Raw genomic sequence first — 25,453 nt, forward strand, 5'->3', positions numbered from 1 at the left:
CTGCATTTGCCCACAGAGCTTTGAATCAAAGTTTAGGGGCATGCTCAACTATAGTCGTTGTTTTTTGGATCCCCGAAGAGCCTTTCTCTCGTAGAGAAAGGCTCTTTTCCTTATGGGCCCAAAGCCTCTCCAAGTCATCCGGCACCAGGCAGAATCACCGAAGTGTAAGGCTGGCGTTTACCTAATCATCTAGCCTAACGCCTTGGGAAACAGCACACCTCCATTTGCATCTGCGGCAATTATTGGCTTACTTCAAGGGTTGCCCTTTTGCCCCGCCGTTCATCCTGGCCAACCCAAATCCTTCCGCTTACGTCCTTAGGGTGAAAACGTGGGCTTTTACAGGCAGCGTCAACCAACCTAAAACTCTATGGAAACAATCAAATCCTTTTCTGCCGCCTCTGAAGAAGAACTTTGGCACCTGGTAGCCTATGACATGGCCAACCAAAAAGAATTGTTATCCTATTCTGCACTCCTGCAGCAGCACGGCACCCAGATTTACTTTGACACCGACCTTGACCTGGGCGGCGGCTTTGAGAGCGGCATCTCGTCTACCACGTTTATGGCCCCCGTGCCGGCGCACGTTTCCCTGCGGTTTGCCTTACACGAGCAAGGCTGGATGGACGAAGTAGGCAAGTTCTTCGGGATGGAAGACATTGAGCTGGGTTACCCAGACATTGACGATGCCTTCATCATCAAAACCAACCAGCCAGACACCCTCAAGACCCTGCTCTCTGACCCTGCCATCCATGACATGCTGCTGAAGCACAAGAACTGCACCCTCAAACTAGACGAGGACGCCGACGAGACCGGCCCCGAGACAGTGCTCACCTTCTCCAAAGACGAAGCCATCCTGGACGTATCTGAACTGCGCGAAATCTACCGCCTGCTTTACGAGATGCTGCAGAAGCTGCGGTAGATGACATAGACACTCGTAGGAGCTTCGCACACTACAAGGTCAACTAATTAGTTCTGAGTCTTGAGTGCTGAGCCCTTATTGGGGAGGTGTTTTTAAGGGATTGAGAGATATAGAGTCAAGTACGCAGTTGAACCCACCACTACCCCTCCCAGGAGGGGAATTTGGGCTATTCCGGTTTGGGGTTGTTTTGCTAAAAAGAGAGACGAAACGCAAAAGGTATCCTGCTTGATGAAGGAACATCTGCTCCATTGTTTTGAAAACCGCAGCCTTTCGGAACCTGATTACAAGCTTTGGGAATAATTTAGAATTTACTCAATGCTTACAGTAGCTGCTAATTCCCCTCCTCGGAGGGGCAGGGGTGGGTTCAACTCCATATGCCTCCGCAGTACCGCTTACTCAAAAGACCTAGTAGTGCGCGCAGCTCCTTCAGGCATTTATGCCAACCACCTGTCTCACCCACAGTCATTTTGTCTGATTATGTTAAATAAAGCCATTGCTGTTTCTGTCATATTTTCCGAAATATGGTCCAGAAACGGCTAGGCACCTCATTTGCTCTTAGAGCCGTAACAAACTTAGAAACTACGGAAAGAAGATATAGAGCTATGAACTTTAACAACTATACCATCAAATCGCAGGAGGCCGTGCAGAAGGCAACCGAGATTGCCGGCGGCAACCAGCAGCAGGCCATCGAAACGGGGCACTTGCTGAAGGGTATCCTACAGACTGACGAGAACGTGACTGGTTTCTATTTGAAGAAACTGGGCGTAAACGCGAACCAATTCAACTCGCGCCTAGACGAGATCGTGAACGCTTACCCTAAAGTGAGTGGCGGCAGTCCGTACCTGGCCAACGAAGCCGCTGCGGCTTTGCAGAAAGCCAACTCGTATTTGAAGGAGTTTGGGGATGAGTACGTGGCCATTGAACACTTGCTGTTGGGGATGCTGGCCGGCCGTGACAAGGTGGCAACCCTCATGAAAGACGCGGGAATCACCGAGAAGGGCCTGAAAGCCGCCATCAAAGAACTGCGCGGTGACTCGAAGGTAACCGACCAAAACGCCGAGGCCAAATACAACTCGCTCAAGCGTTACGCCATAGACCTGAACGAGCAAGCCCGCTTGGGTAAGATTGACCCGGTAATTGGCCGTGACGAGGAAATCAGACGCGTGCTGCAGATTCTGAGCCGTCGTACCAAAAACAACCCGATTCTGTTGGGTGAGCCGGGCGTGGGTAAAACCGCCATCGTGGAAGGTCTAGCCCAGCGCATCGTGTCTGGTGACGTGCCGGAGAACCTGAAATCCAAAACCATCATGAGCCTGGACATGGGTCTGCTGGTAGCGGGCGCCAAATACAAAGGGGAATTTGAAGAGCGTCTGAAAGCCGTGATCAAAGAGGTGGTAGACTCTGAAGGCGAGATCGTGCTCTTCATTGACGAGATCCACACCTTGATTGGCGCGGGTGCCGGGGGCGACAGCGCCATGGATGCTGCCAACTTGCTCAAACCAGCCTTGGCCCGCGGGGAATTGCATGCTATTGGGGCGACTACTTTGAAAGAGTACCAGAAGTACTTTGAGAAAGACAAAGCCATGGAGCGCCGATTCCAGGCTGTAACGGTAGATGAACCGAGCATCCCAGATGCCATTTCCATCCTGCGCGGTATCAAAGAGAAATACGAGCTGCACCACGGCGTGCGCATCAAAGACGATGCAGTGATTGCCGCCGTGGAATTGTCCAGCCGTTACATCTCAGACCGTTTCTTGCCAGACAAAGCCATTGACTTAATTGATGAGGCCGCGTCTAAACTGCGCATTGAGATTGACTCTTTACCTGTGGAGTTAGATGAGGTGCAGCGCAAAATCATGCAGTTGGAGATTGAGCGCGAAGCTATCCGCCGCGAGAACGACAAAGAGAAAGAGAACCTGCTTTCCAAGGAGATTGCCGACCTGAGCGAAGTACGTGACGCCTTGCGTGCCAAGTGGCAAAGCGAGAAACAGGTCATTGAAGGCATCCAGAAACAGAAGGAAGCCATTGAGCAATACCGCCTGGAAGCGGAGCAGGCTGAGCGTGCCGGTGATTACGGTAGAGTAGCCGAGCTGCGCTATGGTAAAATCCAGGAAGCCGAAGCCAAGTTGCGCGAATTGCAGAAACAAGTGCAGGAACAGCAAGACGGTGACCACATGCTGCAGGAGGAAGTTACCTCTGAAGACATCGCCGAGGTGGTAGCCAAGTGGACCGGCGTGCCGGTAAATAAGATGCTGCAAAGCGATCGCGAGAAACTGTTGCACCTGGAAGAAGAATTGGGCCGCCGCGTGGCCGGTCAGGAAGAAGCCATTGCCGCCATTTCGGATGCCGTGCGCCGGAGCCGGGCTGGTCTGCAAGACCCTAAACGTCCTATCGGTTCGTTTATCTTTTTGGGTACTACCGGGGTGGGTAAAACTGAGCTTGCCAAGGCCTTGGCCGACTTCCTGTTCAACGACGAGAACGCCATGGTGCGCATTGACATGAGTGAGTACCAGGAGCGCCACGCGGTGAGCCGTCTGGTGGGAGCGCCTCCGGGATACGTGGGTTACGATGAAGGTGGTCAGCTGACCGAAGCCGTTCGCCGGAAGCCTTACTCTGTGATTTTGCTGGACGAGATTGAGAAAGCACACCCAGATGTGTTCAACATCTTGCTGCAAGTGCTGGATGATGGTCGACTGACTGATAACAAAGGTCGGGTTGCCAACTTCAAGAACACCATCATCATCATGACGTCTAACATTGGGGCGCATATCATTCAGGAAAACTTCCAGGAACTGGACGAACTGAACCCGGAACCAACCATTGACCGGACCCGTGACGAGGTGTTTGAGGTGTTGAAGAAGACCCTCAGACCTGAGTTCCTGAACCGGATTGATGAGCTGATCATGTTCCGTCCGTTGAGCTCCAGAGAGATCCGGAAGATTGTGGACATCCAGTTCCGTCACATCCAGGAACGTCTGGAAGACAGCGGCATCCGTCTGGAAGCCACCGAAGAGGTTCTGGACTTCCTGGGCCACGAGGGTTACGATCCGCAGTTCGGTGCCCGTCCGTTGAAGCGTGTGCTGCAACGCCGCATCCTGAACGAGCTGTCCAAAGCCATCCTGGCCGGTGACATCCGGAAAGACGCGGTAGTAGAAGCTGAACTGGATGGTGACCACATCCGGTTCGTGAACGTGGACATTGATCTGCCTATTGATAGATAATCCGTTGTTTTAAGTTGATTGAAGGCGTTGGGGAGCAATTCTCCGGCGCCTTTTTCTTTTATTGAAAGCCGCCGTTTTCAACCTCTTTTCTGAAAATAAGGCTAAAAACAAATCTGTAGCGGCGTTACCCTGTAACGCCGTGGACCTACGCAGCAACCCACGGCTCAAATCCCCCATAAATTCTCCTTGCTACTGAGATTCTGGCTTTGTCACAAGGCCTGATTAGGAAGAAGCATTTCTGTTTCATGGAACCACGCCGTTACAGGGTACCGCCGCTACGTTTTCGGCATATATTTTCTATAATAGACCTTAAACAGAAACTCACCCTCACCGGCTCACTCCTCAACAGCAGAACTTGCATCCCTGAGGCTTTTTTCTAATCTTGCCTGACTAACACCATCTTAAAACAGCAAGCAAACGTGTCGTCCGTCTTTTTCACTTACCTTCAATTAGGCTTTCACCACATTTTCAACCTTCAGGCGTATGACCACATGGTGTTTGTGCTGGCCATGTGCGCCATGTATTCTGGTAGCGAGTGGCGCCGCATCCTGGCCCTGGTCACCAGCTTTACCATCGGGCACTCCATCACGCTGGCTTTGTCTACCCTTAACCTGATAAAGTTCAATACTGCCCTCATAGAACTGCTTATTCCCATCACCATTCTGCTCACGTGTTTGTACAATTTCACCCAGTTGGGTAAGGTCAAAAAGAAAGGTGGCGCGGTCTGGTCTTTGAACAACGCATTCGCGGTTTTCTTCGGGTTAATCCATGGCATGGGCTTCTCCAATTACCTTAAGTCTCTCCTGGGTCAGGGGCAGAACATCGTGCTGGAATTGCTGGCGTTCAATGTGGGCATTGAATTTGGCCAGTTGTTGATTGTTGTAATCGCGCTTATGCTTAACTTCCTTCTCACCAGGGCCTTGCCCGTACAGAAACGGGATTGGGCACTGGGCATCAGCAGCGCAGCCGGGGCCATTGCGCTTATGTTGATTTTAAGCCAGGATTTTTCAGCCATTTTCTGAAAAACGAGTATAAAACAGGAATGCCCCTGCTTTCCTCTTTTCTAAGCCGCATCCATGCTGACTGAGTCTTACCGCGTATTAGGAGTCCCTTTTGGCGCCGAGATGCCCCAGGTAAGGCATGCCTACCGGAAGTTGGTCTTGCAGTACCATCCAGACAGAAACAAAGACCCCGAGGCGCCGGCCATGTTCCTGCGCATCCAGTCGGCGTATGAGTACCTGCAGCGGTTCAAGGAGGTAAAGGCGGCCGCGCCCAATGCCTCCTATTCCTACACGGCGCCTCCCAAGCAGCAGTCTGACTGGGAGAAATATGAGTTTGTCTATGATCCGCCGTCCGATCCCAAAGAGTACCTGGCCTGGGCCGCCGTAGCCCAGGAACGGGCCCGCCGCCAGCGCGAGAAAGACCATGAGGCCTACGTGCAACGCACCCTGGAGATGAAGAAAAAGTGGTGGTACGCCATTGCCTGGGGCAGCAGTTACCTGGTGCTCTTGCTGGGCTTCCTTACGGGCTTCATCTTTATACTGGTTCCCTTCCTTTTCTTCTATTCCGGGCAATACAAGCACCTGTTGCTGGGCGTGATCACGGTTCCCATTGGGTCAGCCATCTTCCGGCTCATGAAGACCCTCCGGCAGGATATCAAAAAGCACTTTGGGGAGGATCTTCCCCAAATGTCTAAATAAGAGCACGTCTGCTTTTATCTTTGCGCAGAATTGCCCAATTTGCTATTTCTCACAATCAGACAAACACAACCTTCAACACTAAATGAAACAATTCTTACTCGCCTCCGGGCTGCTCCTAGGTTTGGCAGTACCGGCTCTGGCGCAGGAAAACATTGACAAGTCCAAGTTCAGGCAACTGGCGCAGGAATTGCCCACCCCCAATACCTACCGTACCGCTTCCGGCGCCCCGGGCCATGAGTACTGGCAGCAGCGCGCTGACTACAACATCAAGGCCGAGCTCAACGACGACAATCAGTCGCTCACCGGCTCGGAGACCATCACCTATACCAACCTCTCGCCAGATGTTTTGACGTACCTGTGGGTGCAGCTGGACCAGAACATCTTTGAGAAGAACTCCATGACCAACCTCACCCGCACGAACCGGATCCCGGACAAGCCTACCTTCGGGGTGGCCGAGGCGCTGGCCGAGCAGACGTTTGACGGCGGGTACAAAATCAAGTCGGTGAAGGATGCCAACGGCAAGGCTTTGCCGCACACCATCAACTTCACCATGATGCGCATTGACCTGCCCCAGCCCTTGAAGCCGAAGCAGTCTGTGAAATTCAGCATTGAGTGGTCTAACCTCATCAATGACCAGAAAAAGCAAGGTGGCCGCGGTGGTTACGAGTTCTTCCCCGAAGACGGCAATTACGAGTACCAGATGGCCCAGTGGTTCCCGCGCATGGCCGTGTACGATGACGTGAACGGTTGGCAGCACAAGCAGTTCCTGGGCACCGGCGAATTCGCCCTTCCGTTCGGGGATTACAAAGTTAGCTTGACCGTTCCCGCTGACCACGTGGTCGCCTCTACCGGCGAACTGCAGAACATGGACGTGCTCACCAGCGCGCAACGCAGCCGCCTGGCCCAAGCCCAAAAAGCGAACAAACCTGTTTTGATTGTGACGCCAGACGAAGCCCTGCGCGCCGAGAAAAACAAAGCCAAAGGCAAGAAGACCTGGACGTTTGTGGCCAAAGACGTGCGCGATTTCGCGTGGGCCTCTAGCCGCAAGTTCATCTGGGATGCCATGAACGTGAACTACGCCGGCAAAAACACGCTGGCCATGAGCTATTACCCTAAAGAAGGCAACCCATTGTGGGGCCAGTATTCCACTGAGGTAGTGGCGCATACCATCAGAACGTACTCCAAGTTCACCATTGACTACCCGTATCCGGTGGCCATCTCCGTACACGGTGCCGTGGGCGGCATGGAGTACCCGATGATCTCCTTCAACGGCGGCCGTCCAGAGAAAGATGGTTCTTACACGGAGCGCACCAAATACGGCATGATTTCCGTGATCATCCACGAAGTGGGCCACAACTTCTTCCCGATGATCATCAACTCTGATGAGCGCCAGTGGACCTGGATGGACGAAGGCCTGAACACCTTTGTGCAGTACCTGGCCGAGCAAGAATGGCAGCGTGACTACCCGTCTAGCCGTGGTGAGCCCCGCAACATGACCACCTACATGAAGATGGACAAAAGCATGCAGCAGCCTATCATGACCAATTCTGAGTCTATCACGCAGCTGGGCAACAACGCCTACGGCAAACCGGCCACGGCCCTGAACATCCTGCGCGAGACCGTAATGGGCCGCAAATTGTTTGACTACGCCTTCAAAGAATACTGCCGCCGCTGGGCCTTCAAACACCCCATGCCGGCAGACTTCTTCCGCTCCATGGAAGACGCTTCGGGCACGGACCTGGATTGGTTCTGGAGAGGCTGGTTCTACACCACCGACCACGTAGAGCAAGAACTGACCGGCGTGAAATGGTACTCTGTGGACACCCGCAACCCCGAGGTGGAGAACGCCAAACGCAGAACCGAGATCAACGCCGCGCCTAAGAGCCTGTCACAGCAGCGCAACCTGCAGGACATCCCTAAAACCCTGCTGGACTCCAAACCAGAGCTGAAGGATTTCTACAACACCTATGACCCTTTGGCCGTGACCGAGGAAAGCAAAGCGCAGTACCAGAAATACCTGCAATCGCTGGCCCCAGAAGAACGCGCCCTATTACAGAAAGGCCTGAATTTTTACGAAGTAGGTATCAAAAACAACGGCGGCCTGGTAATGCCGGTGGTGATGCAGATGACCTACCAAGACGGCACTTCGGAGATTGTGCGCATCCCCGCGGAGATCTGGCGCTACGACGAGAAAGAGATCACCAAGGTGTTTGTGACCGAGAAACCGGTAGCCAGCTTCATGCTGGATCCTTTCCAAGAAACCGCCGATATTGACATGAACAACAACTCGTATCCGCAGCGTCCGCAGCCAAGCCGTTTCGAGCTGTTCAAAGAGCAACCCCGCGGCATCACGCCCAACCCGTTGCAGCAGCAGACCCAACGCCAGGCAGCACCCCGTTCGCAAGGCGGTAACTAAGCAACCTATTTTGGGCGCGTTTTCCTGAAAACAGCCTCAAAACAATAACTCACCTAAAAGCCTCACCTGTTCATCTGGGTGGGGCTTTTGCTTTTACCAGGATTTCTACTCTGGATTGATGCACTGCCATTGCTGGCCGTTCCAGTAAACCCACCGCACCGCTTCTGGCTTCCGCAGGTCCAGCACTAGGCCACCACCTTTGATCCCGGGCAAGACAGATCCTGCGCCCGCCGGGAAATGAGGCGTGGCTTTCCAGTAAGCGATTTCTTTGAAGTCTTTCAAGGCAGGCCACTGCCCTTCCGCCACTACCATGGCTTTGGCTGGATTCGCGCCCAGCACAAAAGCGATGGCAGGTTTCTGGGTGTGCTTGTTTTGCAGAAACACAGCGTAATCTGCCGTACTGTCTCCGTCAAAGTTCTCCTGCAGGTAGAAAGGATTGAGGTTAGGGTTGAGGGTGTACTGTGTTTTAAGATCGTTTTGCTCAAAAGCAGGCAAAAGTGCGTTAGGCAATTCATCCAAGGTTGGAGCAACCTGAGGTGATTTTGTAGGGAGACATCCCTCTAGCGTGAGCACCATGCCCAGGAACAATAGGTATTTTGGTTTCATGTAAGTTTACTGTCAGCTTGTCTTTAGAAGACAGCCATACGCCCGATATCCCTTGGCTGGCGTCAGAGGTAAAGACAAAAAAAGGACTGCCCAGTATCTGAACAGTCCCTTGAAGCGGCAACAGCCTGCGTTTATTCTTTGTTTTTGAAATCCCCGTTCTTAATGGCTTTGATTACCTGGTACCACTTAATCGGGTCTAAGAGCGGGTTGGTGGCTCCGGGATTATAACCTCCCCTGCGCATCTGCTGCTGGTTCTGCAGGTTCATGTAGTTGCGGTGGTTAGAGTTGGCATCCATGGGCGTGTTCCGGAACATCTGGTTCAGGATCTGCTGGCTCATGGCGCTCTCCTTGTCAATATCCTCAACCGGCGACTTCATGGCTAACACGGCTTGGGTAAAGTCGCGGAAGGTGGCATAGGGGAAAACCCTGATCTCGGGCAGGGCCGTAGGATCTTCCAGCATCTCAATGATAATGGAGTAACTGTCTCGCTCAAAACTCTGCGGAATCACCAAAGACTGCTTGGCGTACCCCAGCGAACTGAACACCACGCTGTCGCCTGCCAGCACCGGCAAAGAGAAAAAGCCATATTCATTCGTATTGGTCCCGCGGCCGGCCTTGGGGATGTACACGCTGGCCCCCGGGATTCCCAGAAGGCTATCGCCGGCGGTCACTACCCCGGTTAACTGAATCACTTTTTTGGCTCCCTGGCCGTGCGCTGAAGTAAGGCTAATTCCTGAAAGAAGTAAGAGAACCACCAGAAAGCGCCCTAGATGCGCCCAACAGCGGGAATATAAAGGAGAAGGATTGAAATATAGCGTAGTCATGGATCAGTTCGTTTACAAGTATAGGCTTTTTATAGTATTTTGTGCCGAAGAGCTTTAAATTAATTTTACGAAGAGATACTCCATGAGGCTCAAACATTTTAACGTCAGTTTTGGGGAACAAGTATTCAAAGCCATGAGTGACGTTTCCAGAATACGCGTCCTGAACCTGTTAATGCGCAACAAAGAGCTATGTATCGCTGATCTGGAACTGGTGCTGGATTTCACCCAAACCAAGACCTCTCGCCACCTCATCTATTTAAAAAACACGGGTTTGGTATCTTACCGTAAACAGGACCAATGGGCTTTTTATTACATCAAAGACGAAATGCTGGACTTTTTGCAACAGATGTTCGGGTACCTGGAAAAAGACCCGCTCTTGCTCAAAGACCAGGAAGTCTACCAGACGCTTTTCTCAAACCGCGAACTGGCCATTAACCGCCTACAGCAGCGGCATTTCACCGGCCTGTAATTGCATGCGTACCCTAGATGCCTCCGGGCGGTATTTCTCGGCATTGACCGGACTGCGCGCCGTAGCCGCTTACCTGGTGTATGCCCACCACGCCAAACCCCACGTTCCGTTTGCCACCTCTTTCTTTGATGCCTTGTCCCGGGAGGGCCACATGGGGGTGTCACTTTTCTTTGTGCTAAGCGGCTTCCTCATTGCCCTTAGATATAGCCAAAGTTTCAAGGAAAAGGAACCTAGCGGCTGGCGGCTATATTTCCTACACCGGGTGGCCCGCATCTATCCCGTTTATCTCATCTGCACCATTATCGCGTTGGTTTTCCGGCAGGATTTCAGACCTGGTTCATGGCTGGTCAATCTCTTCTTGGCGCAAGGCCTTTTTCCGCAGTACTCCTTCACGGGTATTGGCGTGGGCTGGTCCATGACCGTAGAAGTATGTTTCTATGCGGCGGCTCCTTGGGTTTTATTGTACTGGCAAAAGTTGGGGCTGTTCCGGTGGTTTCTGATGACCCTGCTCGCCGGCGGCGGCTTACTCCTGATGGGGCAAATGCCTCTTTCCTTTCCAGTTGTTCCTGATTGGAATTTTCTGTTGAGGTCCACTTTCTTCGGGCGGTGCTTTGAATTCTACATAGGCATCTGGTGTGCAAAAAGGTATCTGCTGTCGCCTGCCCAGCCATTTGTCCTTTCTAGAAGGGCAACTGGCGTATTCACCTATGTTGGCGTCTTTGGTGTCTTGACCATCATGCTGCTCATAGCCCCGGCACTTGCGCTGCTTCCGGATCTTCCTCCTTTAAAGGCCCTTTCCTTCCATATCATCAACAATTTTTTGCTTCCTGTTTTCATCGGAAGCCTGGTGACCGGGTTGGCTTTGGAAAAGACCGCGCTTGCTCGGCTACTCGGCTCTAGAATTGGAGAAGCGCTGGGAAAAGGTTCTTACATTTTCTACCTGGCCCATTACACCTTCGGGTTTGATGTCCTTTACTTTCATGTTTGGCAGAACAAAGGAGGTGTGTTGCTATTGCTGGCTTTGGCTTCGGTGGCGGGATATTATGTGTTAGAGGCTCCTTTGCACAAAAAAGCCCTTAAGATGTTTTCCCCACGAAGCTTTGTTGAAACTAAAAGCCTGTAGAATGGTTTAAAAATAACAACTTTGTTATTCTGCTGCTTTTTAGTGAGCGTTTCTGATATGAAAAAGCCAAAAACTTACCGTCACCTGTTCTTCGACCTGGACCACACGCTGTGGGACTTCGAGAAGAACTCTGAAGAGACGCTATTCCATTTATACGACCAATACAAGTTAGACCAGCTGGGGAATTTCTCTCGGGACTCGTTCTACAAAAAGTACAGTTTTGTAAACCAGCGCCTGTGGGACCTTTACCACAAAGGTAAGATCACGCAGCAGCAGCTCCGCGAGAATAGGTTTATCAAGTGTCTGACGGATCTGGGCATGGAGGCCACCGATGTGCCCGAGGGAATTAGCAAAGCCTTCATAGACCTCTGCCCCACTAAGACCGCGGTGTTCCCGTTCACCCATGAGGTTCTGGGCTATCTGAAAAATAAATACGTGCTGCACATCATCACCAACGGGTTCAAAGACGTGCAATACATTAAAATGAAATCGGCGAAGCTGGATGCCTACTTCTCTGAGATCATCACTTCTGATTGCATCAACTGCACCAAGCCAGACAAGCGCATTTTCCAGCATGCCCTGGACCGGGCCGGGGTAAGCGCCCAGGAGAGCCTCATGATTGGTGATAGCCTGGAAGCCGATGTGCTGGGTGCCATGAACGCGGGCATTGACCAGGTTTTTTTTAACCCCGAGAAGAAACGCCCTCGTCTGAAACCAACCTATGAAGTGCACTGCCTGAGCCAGTTGAAGACCTTTCTGTAACCTGTTTTAGGGTTCCTTTCCGCAAAACAGGCCTTAAACGGGAACTCCCGCCAGGTAGGATTTGTCTATAATTTGGTTACTTTTGCAGGCATCGGCCGTAGAAGACCGAAAGAGTTCTTTCACAATTGGGGATGACCGGAATTGACAGCTTGAGCAAGCTGGGTGTAAGCATGTCGGGAGTTGGCAGTTTTCCCGTAAATCAGAATTGACCGACGATTATCTGGCGAGTCTAACTACGCCATGGCTGCCTAGTCTAGGTACTAAGCATTTTGCCATTGTCCTGCAGCTCCTCGGTTCGGTGGGGGCTGGTCACAGGGCATCGTAATGCCGATCTAGTGTAGGCCAAGGTGCGGGGTCTGCATGAAACTAAAGCATCTAAGGTGACTTCACAGGCCAGGCTTGGGCCTGGAGCCACACGAAAACCCAACCAAGACTAAACATGTAGAAAGCGCTCAAGTTTCCTTGTCTGGACCAGGGTTCGAATCCCTGCATCTCCACAAAACACGCACACAAAAGCCTGATTATCAATTAGATAATCAGGCTTTTGTGTGCGTGTTTAACCCTATCTAATAACCTCTTACGCATATATTAGTACAGACAGAAGTTTTGTTAGCACAAGCTTAGGAGAAAAGTCCTTGGTAAAATTTTATTTTACTTAGCTATTTACTTACTTAAATAGCGTATCTCACTTTGGAATTCGGCTGAAAGACAGAGAAGGGTTAATGGAAGTGCTTAGAGGCAAACAGCTGTTTTTGTGTGGTTTTCCAAAAAAGGGGCGGAAAACACATTCCCAACACATCTTATAAATCGGACCGCCTTTGGGCATAATTAAAATACCAAGAGTGGAAGAGAACAAAGGGTGGAACGAATCCACACCAAAAACAATCATGCAACCGGACGAGGTCTACTCCATCTTCATGCAGGCCCCGGCCATGATGTGCGTGTTCGAAGGCCCTGACCATGTCTTCAAATTCGTGAACCCTCCCTACCAGGCTTTGGTGGGCAACCGTCCGCTGTTGGGCAAGCCCATTGCGGAGGCCATGCCGGAATTGAAGGGGCAGCCTATCTTCGACCTTCTGGACAAGGTATACCACACAGGTGAGCCTTTCCATGCCCATGAGATGCAGGTGCGGCTTTTCCACGACAACTCCACGGACAACCTAGGGCAGAACTACTACAACTTCATTTACCAGGCCCTCAGGAACCCTAATGGGGAGATTACGGGCATTTTGGTGTTCGCCTATGAGGTAACAGCGCAGGTGAACGCCAAGAGCAAGGTGGAGGAACTATACGAGGAACTAGCGGCCGCTAACCTCAGCCTTAGATCCACCAATGCGGAACTGGCCTCCTCCTACCAGCTCCTACTGGAGACGAACCGGGAGTTAGAGGAAAAACAGGAGAGTCTCCGTTCCCTCAACGAAAGTTTGGACGCGCGCGTGAAAAGGCGGACCCGGCAGTTAGAGGAGGCGCTCCAAGAGACGCAACTGAAGAGCCAGGAACTGGAGATGCAGAAAGGTCTTCTTTCCGAGATCCTGGGACAGGTTCCGGCCTATATCGCCACCCTGCAAGGACCTGACCACCGCTTCACTTTCTTCAACGACAGATACAAAACCCTTACGGGCAACCGCGCCAGAATAGGCCTAAGGGCGTCTGAGGTTCTGCCGGAGATCGCGGAACAGGGTTTCGTTAAACTGCTGGACGGAGTGTATGCCACCGGGGAGCCCTTTGTGGGCCAAGGCATGGAGGTCCAACTTAACAACGCCTCTGGAAAGCCCGAGCAGCGTTTTCTTGACTTCGTTTACCAGCCCCTGAAAAATAAGCAGGGCAAGACAGAGGGCATTTTGGCCTTCATAGTGGATGTGACGGAGAAGTTCATCGCCCAGACAGCGCTGGAGGAAGCCAACCAGCAACTTAGCCGCACTAATGTGGACCTGGACAACTTCGTCTACTCCGCCTCCCATGACCTCAAGAACCCCATCCTGAACATAGAAGGGTTGGTTATTATACTCCAGGAGAACCTGTCTGATGCCGGCGAGTTACCCCACTTTACTCAGCAAATATTCGAGCGAATCCAGGACTCCATTTCGCGGTTCAAGAAGAACATCAGCTTCATGTCTGATATCACCAAACTGAAGAAGGCCTACAGTGCGGCACCCTCCGAGATCAACCTTGCCTCAGTGGTGAAAGACGTAAAGCTAGACCTGGCGCTTGAAGTCCAGGAGTGTGGGGCAGAGGTGTCCATAGACAGGGACAGCTGCGCCACCGTCCGCTCTCCAGAGAAGAACCTGAGGAGCATTGTCTACAACCTGATCTCAAATGCCATCAAATACCGCTCCCCTGAAAGGTCATTAAAGGTCATTATTCGGTGCCAAGCTGAGGATGGGTACCACGTACTGAGCGTGCAGGACAACGGCCTGGGCATGGACTTGAACAGAGACAATAAGTTATTTGAGATGTTCACCCGGCTGCATGACCATGTGGAGGGCTCCGGATTGGGCCTGTATATGGTGAAACGGCTCATCGAGAACGAAGGCGGCAAGGTGGAGGTGGAGAGTGAGGTCGGCAAAGGTTCTACCTTCCGGGTATATTTCCCCGCCTAACTCCTGCTTCCCGCTGTCTATCTAAGCAAGAGACTAGTGCCCCAATCACCCAGTTGACCACCTAATCTACAGCCTACCGTATTTGTGGCATAAAGTAGAGGTAAGCCCATCAGGCGTCATAACCTTTGGCCCTTTCTAGTAAAAGAAAACCCGAGCACCCACTCTACACCAAGCCTACCTTGCCCGTTTAAGAGCACCCATTCCAAAGAAAGGGGAAGATGTCCCGACTTCTTTTCTACCCCACTCTGGCCCAGTACTGCCCCCTTTATTATCTAATTAAAGTTGCCCATCTTTCCTACATTCATTGAACGGGAGCGTATGTGCTAGGCTGGACTTCTGAGAACTGTTTTGTCAGGTTAAAAACCTTGCAGGTAGAGGCGTGATCAAGGGAAAACTACAAGCGGGCTAGTGCTTCAGCCATTCTATGGCGGGTTCTATCTCTGAGAAACTCTCGAACTGGATGGGAAGCACGTTATTGTTGAACACTTTGCTCACTACGTGTTCCCGGAAGACGCTGGTGGAGCTAACGCGTGCAACCTTCTGCACCCGCGTGGTTGCCAGGTCTAACACAAACTGGGTGATGACCGGGGCGAATACCTCCTCCTGGACATCAACCCGCGTCTCCCTTGCATCAAACAGGAGTCTCTTGATGTCATAGTTTCTCACGTTTTCTACAATAATTGCGAACGACCTGTTGATTTCAGGTACTAGAATGTCGTTCACCGGGGGCATGGTAACAGACAGGATGTCCACGCTTGGATCAAAATCAAGGGTTAGGAAGGCGCTATTGTAGATGATCATGGATTGTTTATCTGGGTCTATCAGAAAACGTGCCTGCGTCGTATTCGTTACAAGGTATGATGGATGAGAGGTATCTCAGAAAGACAAGTAGTGTAACAGGGAGACCTTCGCTCACAGTTCAGCTGCATGACTTGGCTTCCCCTTCTTCCTACTCCCGCAACGTAAAAAGCGTCTGTCCAGCGTCCCTATTTAAGCCCTGACCGCCTGAAGGTTGCTCAAAATGTGTCCACGTCTTTCTGTTCAAACAACAGCATAAAAGCAAAAAGCCAGCAGGATAATTCCTACTGGCTTTTTGCTTTTACCTGTGATTGCTACTTAGCCTGCCTAGTTTTTATAGAAATCAAAGGCGACGATGTTGCAGAATTTACCCGGCCATCCGTCTGGTTGAGTGGTGAGGTAGCCCATGCTTACCTCTGATTTCTCCTGGACCGTGAAGGTTACCCGCAGTTCACCAATGGGTCTTCCGTTGAAGATTTTCACATGTCCCAAAGAGGTGGTGACTTGCTCCACGTCCGGCAAGGTATTGCCCAAGGCTACTACCAGGTAGGTGTTATCGTCAGGTGTCAGGTTGGTGTCCCTTAGATTTGATATCTCAAAGGTATAGATCCCAGGATCAAGGGTAAGGGTCTGGTAGATTTTTCCGTTTCTGATAGGAGGCGAACCCCAGCCAGACTCAACATTGAAGATGTTGCCATTCCACTCATCCCAACCACCAAAACCGTCGTGGTTTTTGGCAGCGTCATTCGTGATCCAGTTTGCCAGATTGCCCCACCTTCCCGAGGTAGCGGAAGCAATAAACGGTACTTTCTTGTTTTTCAACTGCGGCACAATGTTGATGGCGTAATCCTGGAAGGCCACCGCAAATGTGTCAATACTGGTGGGCTCTGGCTTAAAGACCGTTCTATACTTGATGATAGTGGACTCTGTGAGCCCTTCAAGAGCAGTCTTAGATTCAGATACTGGGGTGGTCACACGCTTAGTTTCGCCGTTCACGACATACTCCACTTCGGTATATTGCGCGCCGGTTGACAGGTCCATGGCATCCCAATTGATGATTGTCTTATCCGCTTCAAAATCAAGCAGAGAGATGAACCGGTTGTTCAATCTCCTCCGATAGGTATCTCCGTAGGAAGTACCTACCGCATTCACCGGAATAGAAGAATTCCCGGCGGCGTCATAGGTGATGGTCACAAAGTTCTTTACCCCTTCATCTACATTGAAAGTTCTCTCAAAGGGTTCTTTGCCCACGCCTTTCTCAATCTGGTATTCAACGGAGTCTTTCCGGTCATTCCAGAATATTCTCACCATTTTCACCTTAGGATCGGCACTCAGCTGAGCCTTGTACAGCACGCGTCCCTTGCCCGAGAAAATCTTAACGGAGTCCATTTTGCCGGCGTACTGAATCTCCCCCTCCTCGGTAAACTCCTTGAAGTCATCCCAGTCAGAACAGGAGTACAGAGCCATTAAGGAAAGCAAGGAGGCAAAGGCCAGCCTTATTCTATTTGTAAATATCCTTTTCATTGTATGTTCTCTTTATAGGCCCTGCTCCCCTTCCATGGAGTTCATAGAGTTCCACAGGACCTGGATTTATATCTTTTACAAACGGGTATCTCCGTAAACTTTCAGTTCATTGATGCTTTGGGCCGTGCCACCTGCAAAGTTCTCCAAACATCTGATTCTGATGTATCGCACCTTGGGCGCATTCAAGTCCAGATCCCAGTTGAAGCCAGCGGCGGCTGTTTCTCTGTCTTTGGGCGTGTCTTGGCCGTACCCGGTACCTGAAGGTTTTACCACTTCATAAGAGCCCAATAAAACCCAAGTATCGTCTAAGGCTCCGTTCAAGGAAGGATTGGCAGATCCGTAGATCTCAAACCGCTTCATGGTGGTGAGATAATAGAACTGGGATGGATCTAACTCTGGGAAAGGACGAATCCAGATACGGCTCATTTTGGCTAGTTTACCGGTATCAAAGGTGATCATGTGGGGCTCGGGTCCTCCGTTCACCTGGTGCGTGAAGCTCACATAGGGCCACCCTAGAAGTCCATCCCAGGCATATTCCAGCCTGGCACCATTGGTCACCTGAGGCGCATCACCGGGCAGAACAAAGGCCCTGAACCCTGAACTTGGCAGTTCCGCTTCAAATAAGGGCTGGACTATCTTGGTGGTGGTGTCTGTGGTGTTGCCCCATCTGTCTTTGACAAATACCTGAAATTCATACCGGGCAGTATCCAGGCCCCTCACCTTTGAAGTGATATCCTTTACCGAGGTGAACACACTTTTTTGGTTATCTACCTCAAACTCATTTAAAGCGTTTTTCTTCATCACAATGATGGATACATTGGCCGTGTCTGGGTTTGCCGCGGACAGGTTGTACCCCCCGAATGCCGTAGCGATCTGGATGCTTTTGTATACTTTCCAGATAGGAGCCTCAAGAGGTTTTACCTTCACCGTCACCGGATTGGATTTGATGTTGCTTCGGCTTACGGTGAACACCTGAACCTCATGCTCGTTCGTGTCTGCAAACCCATCCACAATAAGCGAGTTGTTGTAGTAAGAGGTCTGGGCCTCCAGGGTTTTACCAGTGGCAATGGTGTACACGGCCTTCACGTAAAGCAGGTTCTGGTCGTTGGGTATGGTATAGGTCAGTTTAGCCTTACCCGCCAGGTTCTCCACGGAGACATTAGACACCATGCTGGGAACGCTGTTATCACCTCCAATGGGTTCCCGGAACTGCAGATCCTCCTCGCAGGAAATCAGGCCCATTATTCCAAAAAAGAGGAAAAACGATGTTTTTAGTTTATGTAAGTTCATAAGTTTGATTCGCTAAAATGTTGATTTACCACCCTGGGTTTTCTACCAAATTCTGGTTGCGTCTGATGTCATAGTTGCCCACTGGCCAGAAGTAGTCTCGCGGAGTGATAAACTTCTGGCTGAACACCACACGTTCGTTGTTGTAGGTCTCGGGGGTTTTCCCCATGATATTGAAGCCAGTGATGTCTTTGTTCAACTCCTCGGCAGCCAGTTTCCATCTTCTCAGATCCCAGAAGCGGTGTCCCTCAAAAGCAAGCTCAATGAGACGCTCACGTCTGATGATTTCCCGCAGACCTGTCTGCGAGGTGTATTTTGAGGGGTTTTTAGAGAAACTAGACCAAGACTCAACAACGCCTTTCAGACCGGCTCTGTCTCTTATTTTGTCTAAGTACTCAATGGCCACCGGAGAGCCTGCCTGCACTTCATTCAGGGCTTCGGCATACATCAGGTATAAATCTGCCAGCCTGATTTCTGGCCAAGGATAGGATTTCCAGGTAGGGGCATTGGTACCGTTGGTGGTGGATTCCCAGTGCACCAGCTTTTTAATGAAGTACCCGGTCTCGTTCCAGTTCACAAAGTCCCCGAAACCTGCCTTGTCGCCATTTTTAGATTTTACATAAAAGGTGTTGACGTCACTCCCCGTGGCGTTTCCGTCTTTCATGTACCAGATTCCGCCATCAAATCCTAAATCGGCATAAAAACGGGGTTCGCGGTCAAAATTCAGGCGGGCGGTTTTGTAGTTTGCCTCTATGTTAAAGGCCTCCTCCGGACCAGCTACTTTCACGGCTGAATAGTTGGTGAAGTCCAGCGTTTTGTCTTCCTCAATGGGCACCCCGTTTTTGGTGTAGAACATTTTGGCAATCTTGATGGGAGCAGACCAGGGGGCCTGCAGTTCAAACCTGCTGTTCTGGGACCCTCGCTCCATGGGAGGCATGCACAGCCTTTCATTCACGAAGTAGCTGTTGGATAAGGCCCAGACATGCTCGGTGCCCCACCGGTTGGTAACTGCGTTTCTGATGTTCAACTGGGTTTTGGTAACCTGGCTCAGGTTGTGCACATCCGTTGCGTACCGGTACAGCGTGTTCCCGTTTTCCTCAGCAGATTCAATGGCCGCCTTGGCAGCTTCGGCAGCCTTCACCCACTTGTTCTGGTCATAGGTTGGGTTAAACAAGGCAACACCCTGTTTGTCTGTGAAGCCTGCATAATCTGGGTTACCGTTATACAAAGGGCTGGCAGCGTACAACCAGAGCTTTGCTTTCACAGCCAGCGCGATGGGCTGGGTGATTCTGCCCATCTGTTTGTTTTCATCAAAAATCCGGCTGGGTAGTTTCTCTACGGACTGATCAAGCAGATTTGAAATGTAGTTCACCACCTCGTCTACCGGCATACGCTTGGCGCTGGGTTCATCACTCACCGGAATCTCATCTATGATGGGAATAGGCCCATACATCCGGAATAAGTAGAAGTGGTAGAATGCCTTTAAAAACTCCACCTCCCCAATCCACCGGATGCGCTCCTCTGGGGTGAGATCAGGCACCTTGCTGGGGTCCTTTACATTGGCCAGAAAGATGTTGCAATGGCGAATCCCTCTGTAAATCATCAGGTGGTCATTCCAGGCACCGTTGCCTTTGCGGTTGCCCGCCCACTCGTTAAACAGGGGAGCATCTTTGTTCTGCTGCCCCAAGGCAATCCTGTAGGCTGGGTGCCAATGGGTTTGACTTGCCTGGGGCAGCCAGATCTCATCGCCAGACATTAACCCTGCGTTGTACCAGCCGTCGCCGTTTTTAGGCAGAAAGGAATAGCAGGTGAATAGATACTTTTCAGCTTCATTGCGCAGCTTAAAGGCGTGTTCTATGGTGGCTACGTTGTCCGGCACCACATCCAGATAGTCTTTGCAGGAAGATGCAGCCAGCGCCAAAAGAACGAGGAAGAAGCTGAACGGTTTCTTGCTTCTGAGTGAAGACGCATTCTTGGCCAGGGATTTGGGAAGCCTTTTGCCAAAAGGATATATTTTTGAGAGGAAACTCTTCTTTTCCATGGTATCGTAAATCAACTATGATTATAAATTAAGAGAGACGCCCAGGTTGTAAACAGACTGGATTGGATAGTTCAAGCCATTGCCACCCATTTCCACATCCCACAGCTTGAATTTGCTGAACATAAGCAGGTTGGTGGCAGAGAAGTAGATCCTGGCGCTCTGAATTCCAAGTCTTTTCACCTTATCCAGATTGTAGCCAAAGTCAACATTCTTCAGTCTGATGAAACTTCCGTTTCTCATCCACCAGGTAGAGGTTTGGTTGTTGGAAGGTACCTGCCAGGTGCTTAGCCGTGGCCAGAAGGCATACAGGTCTCCATTTTGCTCTGACCAATGGTCATCAGCTATGGCCTGCAACAATCCTGTCTGGTAACCGCCTGCCTGATTGGGAAGTTGGTACTGATAGAAGGGTTGGATCGCCCAAGGGTCAATGAAGAACGAGGTGCGGGCAGCTCCCTGGAAGTACAGGTTCAGGTCAAACTTCTTGTATCTGACAGTAGTACCGAAACCGTAAATGATCTCCGGTTGCTGCGGATAACCCAAGGGAACCATGTCATCGGTGTTGATGACGCCATCTTTGTTGATGTCCCGGTATTTGATATCTCCGGCTAGCAGGCCCATGTCCCCGAATTGTACCGGCGAGTTGGCTACCTCTTCGTTGTCCACGAACAAGCGTTCTGCTATGTAGCCCCATCTCTGGCTTAGTGGACGCCCGGCTCTGGACAGATGGGCTAAGTCACGGTCATAGGCCAGTTCATCTACCTTCACCGCCTTGCTGGTGGCGTAGGTGAAAGTTCCCCTGAGTTCTACATTCAGATTCTGGGAAAGGGTCTTACTATAGTTGGCAGAAAGATCCACCCCTTGAGACTCTGCCTTGCCGTAGTTGGAGAGCGGGGTAGCCATCAACCCTGAGGCATTGTCTATATAGGTTATAGGCTGCAAAATCTGGGATCTCTGTTGTTTGAACACATCTACGATGAGTTCCACGGAGTTGAGGGCAGATCCAATGTTCAGGTCCATTCCTAAGTTGAGCTGCTTTGATTTCTCCCAGGTGATGCTCTCATTAGAATACCTAGAGATGGAAACTCCTGGCCGGTAATAAACAGCGGTACCGTCATTTCTTCCGAAGGAAGAACCAAAGCCGTTGTCATTAAGATTGACGTTGGACATATAGAGGAACCGTTCATCTCTGTTCCCGATTTGGTCATTCCCAACAATCCCGTAGGTGGCCCTGAATTTCAGGTTAGAGATGATGCCTTTCAATGGCTCAAAGAATTTTTCATTGGAGATGCGGTATCCAATACCGGCGGATGGGAAGAACCCGTAGCGGTTCTTTTTGGCGAAGCGCTCAGAACCGTTGTAGCCAAAGTTCATCTCCACTAGATAACGCTGGTCATATCCGTAGGTGAACCGGCCGGAGATACCGTGGTTTCTGTTTGGGAGGGAACGGATCAAGTTACCGGGGTTACCGGCCTCGTAGTTGGAGATATAAGACACCAATAATCCGCCTACCTCATGTTTGTCAGCGAAGTTTCTGTTATAGTCCACCGCTCCCTGCAGCCAGAACGTTGACTCCACTAGTTTAAGGCCTTCGGTGTAGTTCAGGTACTCTGTTCCCGGCAATCCGATGGAAGTAGAGGAACCATCGTTCAGCACCCCAATTTTATAGCTTCCGTCTTCCGGGTTGATGGTTGAGTTATAGAAGAACGGATTGTAGAACCTGTTGAGCGACACAAAAGACACCCGCTTCAGGTACGTCATCGCCCTGGCGCCAAGTCCTTTGGTAAGGAAACCCAGGTCCTGCTTTATCTCCAGCTGGGGGTTCAGGTTGGCTGTTTTGTAGGTTTCGTACCCTTTTACCATCTCGGCGTAAGGATTCACGAACAAAGTGGTCGTTTCTACGGCATCGCTGTTAATGGTGCGGGCCGAGCCAAACAGCGGGTGATCTACGAAAGGCAGTTTGTCTTTGGGGTAAAAGGCCGGGAACATCACTGGGTTGGTGTTCAAGGCATTTCTAAAGGTAGTACCCCCTCCTCCTATCGGTCCGTTGTAATCATCAAACTGGCCATACACCCGCGCGGTTAGAACGGTTGTGGGTGTGAGATCAAAGTCAATGTTGGACCGGATAGAGTAATTGTTCAGGCTAATGTTGCTATTGAAGTTGTTGATAGGGTCTACTTTCAATATCCCGTTATCGCGGTTGTAGGTCATGGCCAGGTAATAGCGGCCTTTGTTGGTCCCCCCGCTTAAGTTGATGTTGTACCCCTGGTTGAAGGTATAGTCCCTGATCAGCTGATCAACCCAGTTGTTATTGGGGAATAAATAAGGGTCTTCCCCCATTCTGGTGCTGTTGATTTTATTCTGGGAATAAGGCTCCTTCGCAAGTGGGGAACGAGTCAAGGTAGCATCGTTCGCCAGGTTCATGTAGGTGATGTTGTCAGCCAGCTGGAAGTTCTTCGTATTGCTGGAGATGCGGTTTTCCACCCGCAGGCTAACTTTGATGGGTCCCTCTTTACCAGACTTGGTATTAATTAGGACTACTCCGTTGGCGCCTCTAGCCCCATAGATAGAGCTGGCGGCGGCATCCTTCAAAACCGAGAAATCTGAGATATCATCTGGCTGCAGGCGGGCCATGTCTGTTGGAGAAGACTCAATGCCGTCAATCAGAATCAGAGGATCGCGTTTACCGGTCCCGAAGGTGGACAGACCCCGGATATAAAAAGTGGAGTTATCGGTCCCCAAGCCAGGCTCGCCGCTTTGCTGAAACGAGATCACCCCGGCAACTTTCCCCGCGATGGCATTGGTTAGGTTAGAAGTTGGGGTCTTCAGATCAGCCACGCTCACCGAAGTGATAGAGCTCACCAAACTGGCTTTTTTCTGCTCTCCAAACCCTACCACGACAACTTCCTGGATCGCTTTAGTGTCAGGAGCAAGCTTGACGCTGATTTCTCTCCTGTTCTCAAGAGGTACTTCTTGGGTGACAAAGCCTATATAGGTAAAGACGAGTGTCCCTTTTCCATCGGGCGTGTTGAGGGTAAAATCACCGTTTATGTCGGTGTTGGTGCCAATGGTCGTGCCTTTCAAAACCACGCTTACCCCAGTCAAAGCAGAGGCATCTTCAGAAGACACCACTTTCCCTGTCACTTTAAATTGGGTTTGGCGTTCAGTGGCGGCGCCTCGGCTTGCCTGGTGGTTACTGGCAAGAATGGTGGGATTATGGCCTCTTTTTGAAGAAACAGCACCAATCCCAGAGGGCTTTATTTCACTTTTGGGGAGCCCCTGGGCCAAGCCCGTGAAATGCATGGAAAAATAAAGTAGCAGAACCAGAGCGTACTTGTTCTCTTTAGGTGAGTAGTTGTGCTTCATAGATAAAATAGTTGGTTAAAATTTTAAAAGAGTATCAATGCCAAGCCCTTCTCCAAGAGATTAGGGCATGGAACCACTACAGCGTTTTACTTCTTGAAAATCTTGGGTCAGGATCAACCAAACCTATTGTACCCGTTGGGGGAGACGGGCTTTGGCAACGGTATCTATGGCAGCATGGGAGCAATGGCAACTACTCTTTGCATGCGTGTTGTGCATCCTATATTCAGGTAGGCGCAACCTAGGAATACCAATTCTGGTATGGAACCTTTCGGTAAAATAATAAGCGTATTTTATACACTTATATTGCTTGAGATAAACCTACTCTTTAATTCAGAATTTGCAAAATCCGTAACCATGTTTTTATAAAATAAATTTTTATCAATTATTAACAGCCATTTAGCCTCCTACGGGTTAAACTTTTAAAAATTACCTATTCCTTAACTAGAAGAATAAATAATTGTTAATTTTACACATATAAGCTAAATTCACCTATCAAGGTGGTGTACACTCCCGTGCCATCCCCGCCCAATATGTATGAAGTACAATAAGAAGTTTAGAAGGGTCGTCGTGGGGATGTTGTTGCTGCTGGGCATTACCGAAAGTGTCGGCACAGCCCAAAGAAGACCAAGGGCAGCCAAGGAACAGGACATGAAGGCATATCTAATGGTGTATTTCAAGGACGCAACTCATGGACTGCACATGGCCCTGAGCCCAGACGGGTACTCCTTCACGGATGTCAACTCCGGAAATCAGGTTATTGCCGGAGATACGATTGCCTTGCAAAGGGGTATTCGGGACCCGCACATCACTCGTGGTCCAGACGGAATGTTTTACTTGGCGATGACGGACCTGCACATCTTTGCCCAAAAAGCGGGCTACCGCAACACAGAATGGGAAAGAGACGGAAAACGGTATGGCTGGGGAAACAACCGGTCGCTGGTACTGATGAAATCAAAGGACCTTATCCACTGGTCACGGACCATCCTGCGGGTTGACCAGGCATTCCCGGGACTGGAGGAGATTGGCTGCGCCTGGGCACCCCAGACTATCTATGACGAGAACAAAAAGAAGCTGATGCTGTACTTTACCATGCGGTTTGGGAATGGCAACAACAAGCTGTACTATACTTACATGAACGATGCCTTCACTGCCATGGAGACAGCACCCCAACTCTTGTTCCAGTACCCGAAAGACATCACCTATATTGATGCGGATATCACCAAAGTCAGGAACAGGTACCACATGTTCTATGTGCCGCATGATGGGGTCCCGGGCATCAAACAGGCGGTGTCAGATTCAATGCACATCGGCTACCAGTATGCGCCCCAGTGGATTGACCCCGAGCCCCAGGCCAGTGAGGCGCCTACCGTTTTCAAACGCATTGGTCAGGATAAGTGGGTTTTAATCTATGACATCTATGGCATTAACCCGCATAATTTTGGGTTCAGCGAGACAACCGATTTTGTGAACTTTACCCATATAGGCCATTTCAACGAGGGGGTGATGAAAACCACCAACTTTTCCTCGCCCAAGCACGGTGCAGTGGTGCATCTTACCAGAAAAGAGGCGAAACAATTGGCCAAGCACTGGCACCTGAAGATGAAGTTCTAACAGACCTTACAGAGACATCGCAAAGCAATATTTTCATTAATCGGGTTTTTGGCTCAAAAATTTAAAACAAGCGTAAAACGAGTTCTTCTTAAGAGGAGAGTACCCTTATAGAAGCAGGCACGTTACACCCTTGCTTACCATCAGCAGATTAAGGGTGCAAAGGCTTCACTGCGCTCTAAGCGATCCATTCAG

17 protein-coding genes, 1 other RNA gene and 1 pseudogene are annotated in these 25,453 nt (G+C 50.6%); 11 read left to right on the plus strand and 8 right to left on the minus strand.

The genetic code is table 11. The features are described from left to right. The first annotated feature begins 367 nt into the window (after positions 1–367). The 5 genes from FOA19_RS03530 (at position 368) to FOA19_RS03550 (ending at position 8,253) form a co-directional block, all read left to right on the plus strand. Entirely contained in the window at positions 368–916 is a 549-nt protein-coding gene (locus FOA19_RS03530; RefSeq protein ID WP_149089401.1) for a hypothetical protein, read from the plus strand. Positions 917–1,518: 602 nt separating this feature from the next. Continuing rightward, the gene (clpB, locus tag FOA19_RS03535) at positions 1,519–4,137 is read left to right on the plus strand and encodes an ATP-dependent chaperone ClpB (RefSeq protein WP_149089402.1); all 2,619 of its coding nucleotides are present in this window, start codon (positions 1,519–1,521) and stop codon (positions 4,135–4,137) included. 419 nt (positions 4,138–4,556) lie between these two features. Then, entirely contained in the window at positions 4,557–5,159 is a 603-nt protein-coding gene (locus FOA19_RS03540) for a HupE/UreJ family protein (protein ID WP_149089403.1), read from the plus strand. Positions 5,160–5,213: 54 nt separating this feature from the next. Further along, positions 5,214–5,837: a J domain-containing protein gene (locus FOA19_RS03545; protein ID WP_149089404.1), complete on the plus strand. Its 624-nt coding sequence runs from the start codon at positions 5,214–5,216 to the stop codon at positions 5,835–5,837. An 82-nt stretch (positions 5,838–5,919) separates the two neighbouring features. Then, entirely contained in the window at positions 5,920–8,253 is a 2,334-nt protein-coding gene (locus FOA19_RS03550; RefSeq protein WP_149089405.1) for a M1 family metallopeptidase, read from the plus strand. Between the two features lie 105 nt (positions 8,254–8,358). Here the strand turns inward: FOA19_RS03550 and FOA19_RS03555 are convergent, their stop codons facing one another. After that, positions 8,359–8,859, minus strand: coding sequence for a hypothetical protein (locus tag FOA19_RS03555; protein WP_149089406.1), 501 nt, complete (start codon positions 8,857–8,859; stop codon positions 8,359–8,361). 131 nt (positions 8,860–8,990) lie between these two features. Beyond that, positions 8,991–9,551, minus strand: a complete 561-nt coding sequence (locus FOA19_RS03560) for a carboxypeptidase-like regulatory domain-containing protein (RefSeq protein ID WP_190300271.1) — start codon at positions 9,549–9,551, stop codon at positions 8,991–8,993. 214 nt (positions 9,552–9,765) lie between these two features. Between FOA19_RS03560 and FOA19_RS03565 the strand changes: the two genes are divergently transcribed. The 5 genes from FOA19_RS03565 (at position 9,766) to FOA19_RS03585 (ending at position 14,637) form a co-directional block, all read left to right on the plus strand. Then, positions 9,766–10,152: an ArsR/SmtB family transcription factor gene (locus tag FOA19_RS03565; protein WP_149089408.1), complete on the plus strand. Its 387-nt coding sequence runs from the start codon at positions 9,766–9,768 to the stop codon at positions 10,150–10,152. 4 nt (positions 10,153–10,156) lie between these two features. Continuing rightward, positions 10,157–11,275: an acyltransferase family protein gene (locus tag FOA19_RS03570; RefSeq protein WP_149089409.1), complete on the plus strand. Its 1,119-nt coding sequence runs from the start codon at positions 10,157–10,159 to the stop codon at positions 11,273–11,275. A gap of 57 nt (positions 11,276–11,332) precedes the next feature. Then, entirely contained in the window at positions 11,333–12,037 is a 705-nt protein-coding gene (locus FOA19_RS03575) for a YjjG family noncanonical pyrimidine nucleotidase (protein ID WP_149089410.1), read from the plus strand. Positions 12,038–12,164: 127 nt separating this feature from the next. Next, positions 12,165–12,537, plus strand: a transfer-messenger RNA (tmRNA) gene (gene ssrA / locus FOA19_RS03580). Positions 12,538–12,924: 387 nt separating this feature from the next. Further along, positions 12,925–14,637: an ATP-binding protein gene (locus FOA19_RS03585; RefSeq protein WP_149089411.1), complete on the plus strand. Its 1,713-nt coding sequence runs from the start codon at positions 12,925–12,927 to the stop codon at positions 14,635–14,637. A gap of 405 nt (positions 14,638–15,042) precedes the next feature. Here FOA19_RS03585 and FOA19_RS03590 read toward each other — a convergent pair whose 3' ends face one another. The 6 genes and pseudogenes from FOA19_RS03590 to FOA19_RS03615 form a co-directional block, all read right to left on the minus strand. After that, on the minus strand, positions 15,043–15,438 hold the full coding sequence (locus FOA19_RS03590) for a hypothetical protein (RefSeq protein ID WP_149089412.1): 396 nt from the start codon (positions 15,436–15,438) through the stop codon (positions 15,043–15,045). Positions 15,439–15,485: 47 nt separating this feature from the next. Beyond that, positions 15,486–15,569, minus strand: a pseudogene (locus tag FOA19_RS23735) (DUF4113 domain-containing protein); the annotation flags it as partial. Positions 15,570–15,762: 193 nt separating this feature from the next. After that, the gene (locus FOA19_RS03600; protein ID WP_149089413.1) at positions 15,763–16,959 is read right to left on the minus strand and encodes a DUF4998 domain-containing protein; all 1,197 of its coding nucleotides are present in this window, start codon (positions 16,957–16,959) and stop codon (positions 15,763–15,765) included. Positions 16,960–17,034: 75 nt separating this feature from the next. After that, positions 17,035–18,201 carry a DUF4959 domain-containing protein gene (locus FOA19_RS03605; protein WP_190300272.1) on the minus strand — a complete coding sequence of 389 codons (1,167 nt, stop codon included), beginning with the start codon at positions 18,199–18,201 and terminating at the stop codon, positions 17,035–17,037. Between the two features lie 73 nt (positions 18,202–18,274). After that, positions 18,275–20,287 carry a RagB/SusD family nutrient uptake outer membrane protein gene (locus tag FOA19_RS03610; RefSeq protein WP_149089415.1) on the minus strand — a complete coding sequence of 671 codons (2,013 nt, stop codon included), beginning with the start codon at positions 20,285–20,287 and terminating at the stop codon, positions 18,275–18,277. A gap of 21 nt (positions 20,288–20,308) precedes the next feature. After that, positions 20,309–23,650, minus strand: a complete 3,342-nt coding sequence (locus FOA19_RS03615; protein WP_223808715.1) for a SusC/RagA family TonB-linked outer membrane protein — start codon at positions 23,648–23,650, stop codon at positions 20,309–20,311. 648 nt (positions 23,651–24,298) lie between these two features. Here FOA19_RS03615 and FOA19_RS03620 point away from each other — a divergent pair. After that, entirely contained in the window at positions 24,299–25,261 is a 963-nt protein-coding gene (locus FOA19_RS03620; RefSeq protein ID WP_223808716.1) for a glycoside hydrolase family 43 protein, read from the plus strand. Positions 25,262–25,453: the final 192 nt, after the last annotated feature.

Origin of the sequence: Rufibacter hautae (genome assembly GCF_008271695.1) — a bacterium.
GTDB lineage: Bacteria > Bacteroidota > Bacteroidia > Cytophagales > Hymenobacteraceae > Nibribacter > Nibribacter hautae.

Excerpts from the sequence above, each read along its gene's own strand:
- FOA19_RS03530 (WP_149089401.1), top strand. The coding sequence starts at position 368 with ATGGAAACAATCAAATCCTTTTCTGCCGCCTCTGAAGAAGAACTTTGG.
- clpB (WP_149089402.1), top strand. The coding sequence starts at position 1,519 with ATGAACTTTAACAACTATACCATCAAATCGCAGGAGGCCGTGCAGAAG.
- FOA19_RS03545 (WP_149089404.1), top strand. The coding sequence starts at position 5,214 with ATGCTGACTGAGTCTTACCGCGTATTAGGAGTCCCTTTTGGCGCCGAG.
- FOA19_RS03550 (WP_149089405.1), top strand. The coding sequence starts at position 5,920 with ATGAAACAATTCTTACTCGCCTCCGGGCTGCTCCTAGGTTTGGCAGTA.
- FOA19_RS03555 (WP_149089406.1), bottom strand. The coding sequence starts at position 8,859 with ATGAAACCAAAATACCTATTGTTCCTGGGCATGGTGCTCACGCTAGAG.
- FOA19_RS03565 (WP_149089408.1), top strand. The coding sequence starts at position 9,766 with ATGAGGCTCAAACATTTTAACGTCAGTTTTGGGGAACAAGTATTCAAA.
- FOA19_RS03570 (WP_149089409.1), top strand. The coding sequence starts at position 10,157 with ATGCGTACCCTAGATGCCTCCGGGCGGTATTTCTCGGCATTGACCGGA.
- FOA19_RS03575 (WP_149089410.1), top strand. The coding sequence starts at position 11,333 with ATGAAAAAGCCAAAAACTTACCGTCACCTGTTCTTCGACCTGGACCAC.
- FOA19_RS03585 (WP_149089411.1), top strand. The coding sequence starts at position 12,925 with ATGCAACCGGACGAGGTCTACTCCATCTTCATGCAGGCCCCGGCCATG.
- FOA19_RS03590 (WP_149089412.1), bottom strand. The coding sequence starts at position 15,438 with ATGATCATCTACAATAGCGCCTTCCTAACCCTTGATTTTGATCCAAGC.
- FOA19_RS03600 (WP_149089413.1), bottom strand. The coding sequence starts at position 16,959 with ATGAAAAGGATATTTACAAATAGAATAAGGCTGGCCTTTGCCTCCTTG.
- FOA19_RS03605 (WP_190300272.1), bottom strand. The coding sequence starts at position 18,201 with ATGGGCCTGATTTCCTGCGAGGAGGATCTGCAGTTCCGGGAACCCATT.
- FOA19_RS03610 (WP_149089415.1), bottom strand. The coding sequence starts at position 20,287 with ATGGAAAAGAAGAGTTTCCTCTCAAAAATATATCCTTTTGGCAAAAGG.
- FOA19_RS03615 (WP_223808715.1), bottom strand. The coding sequence starts at position 23,650 with ATGAAGCACAACTACTCACCTAAAGAGAACAAGTACGCTCTGGTTCTG.
- FOA19_RS03620 (WP_223808716.1), top strand. The coding sequence starts at position 24,299 with ATGAAGGCATATCTAATGGTGTATTTCAAGGACGCAACTCATGGACTG.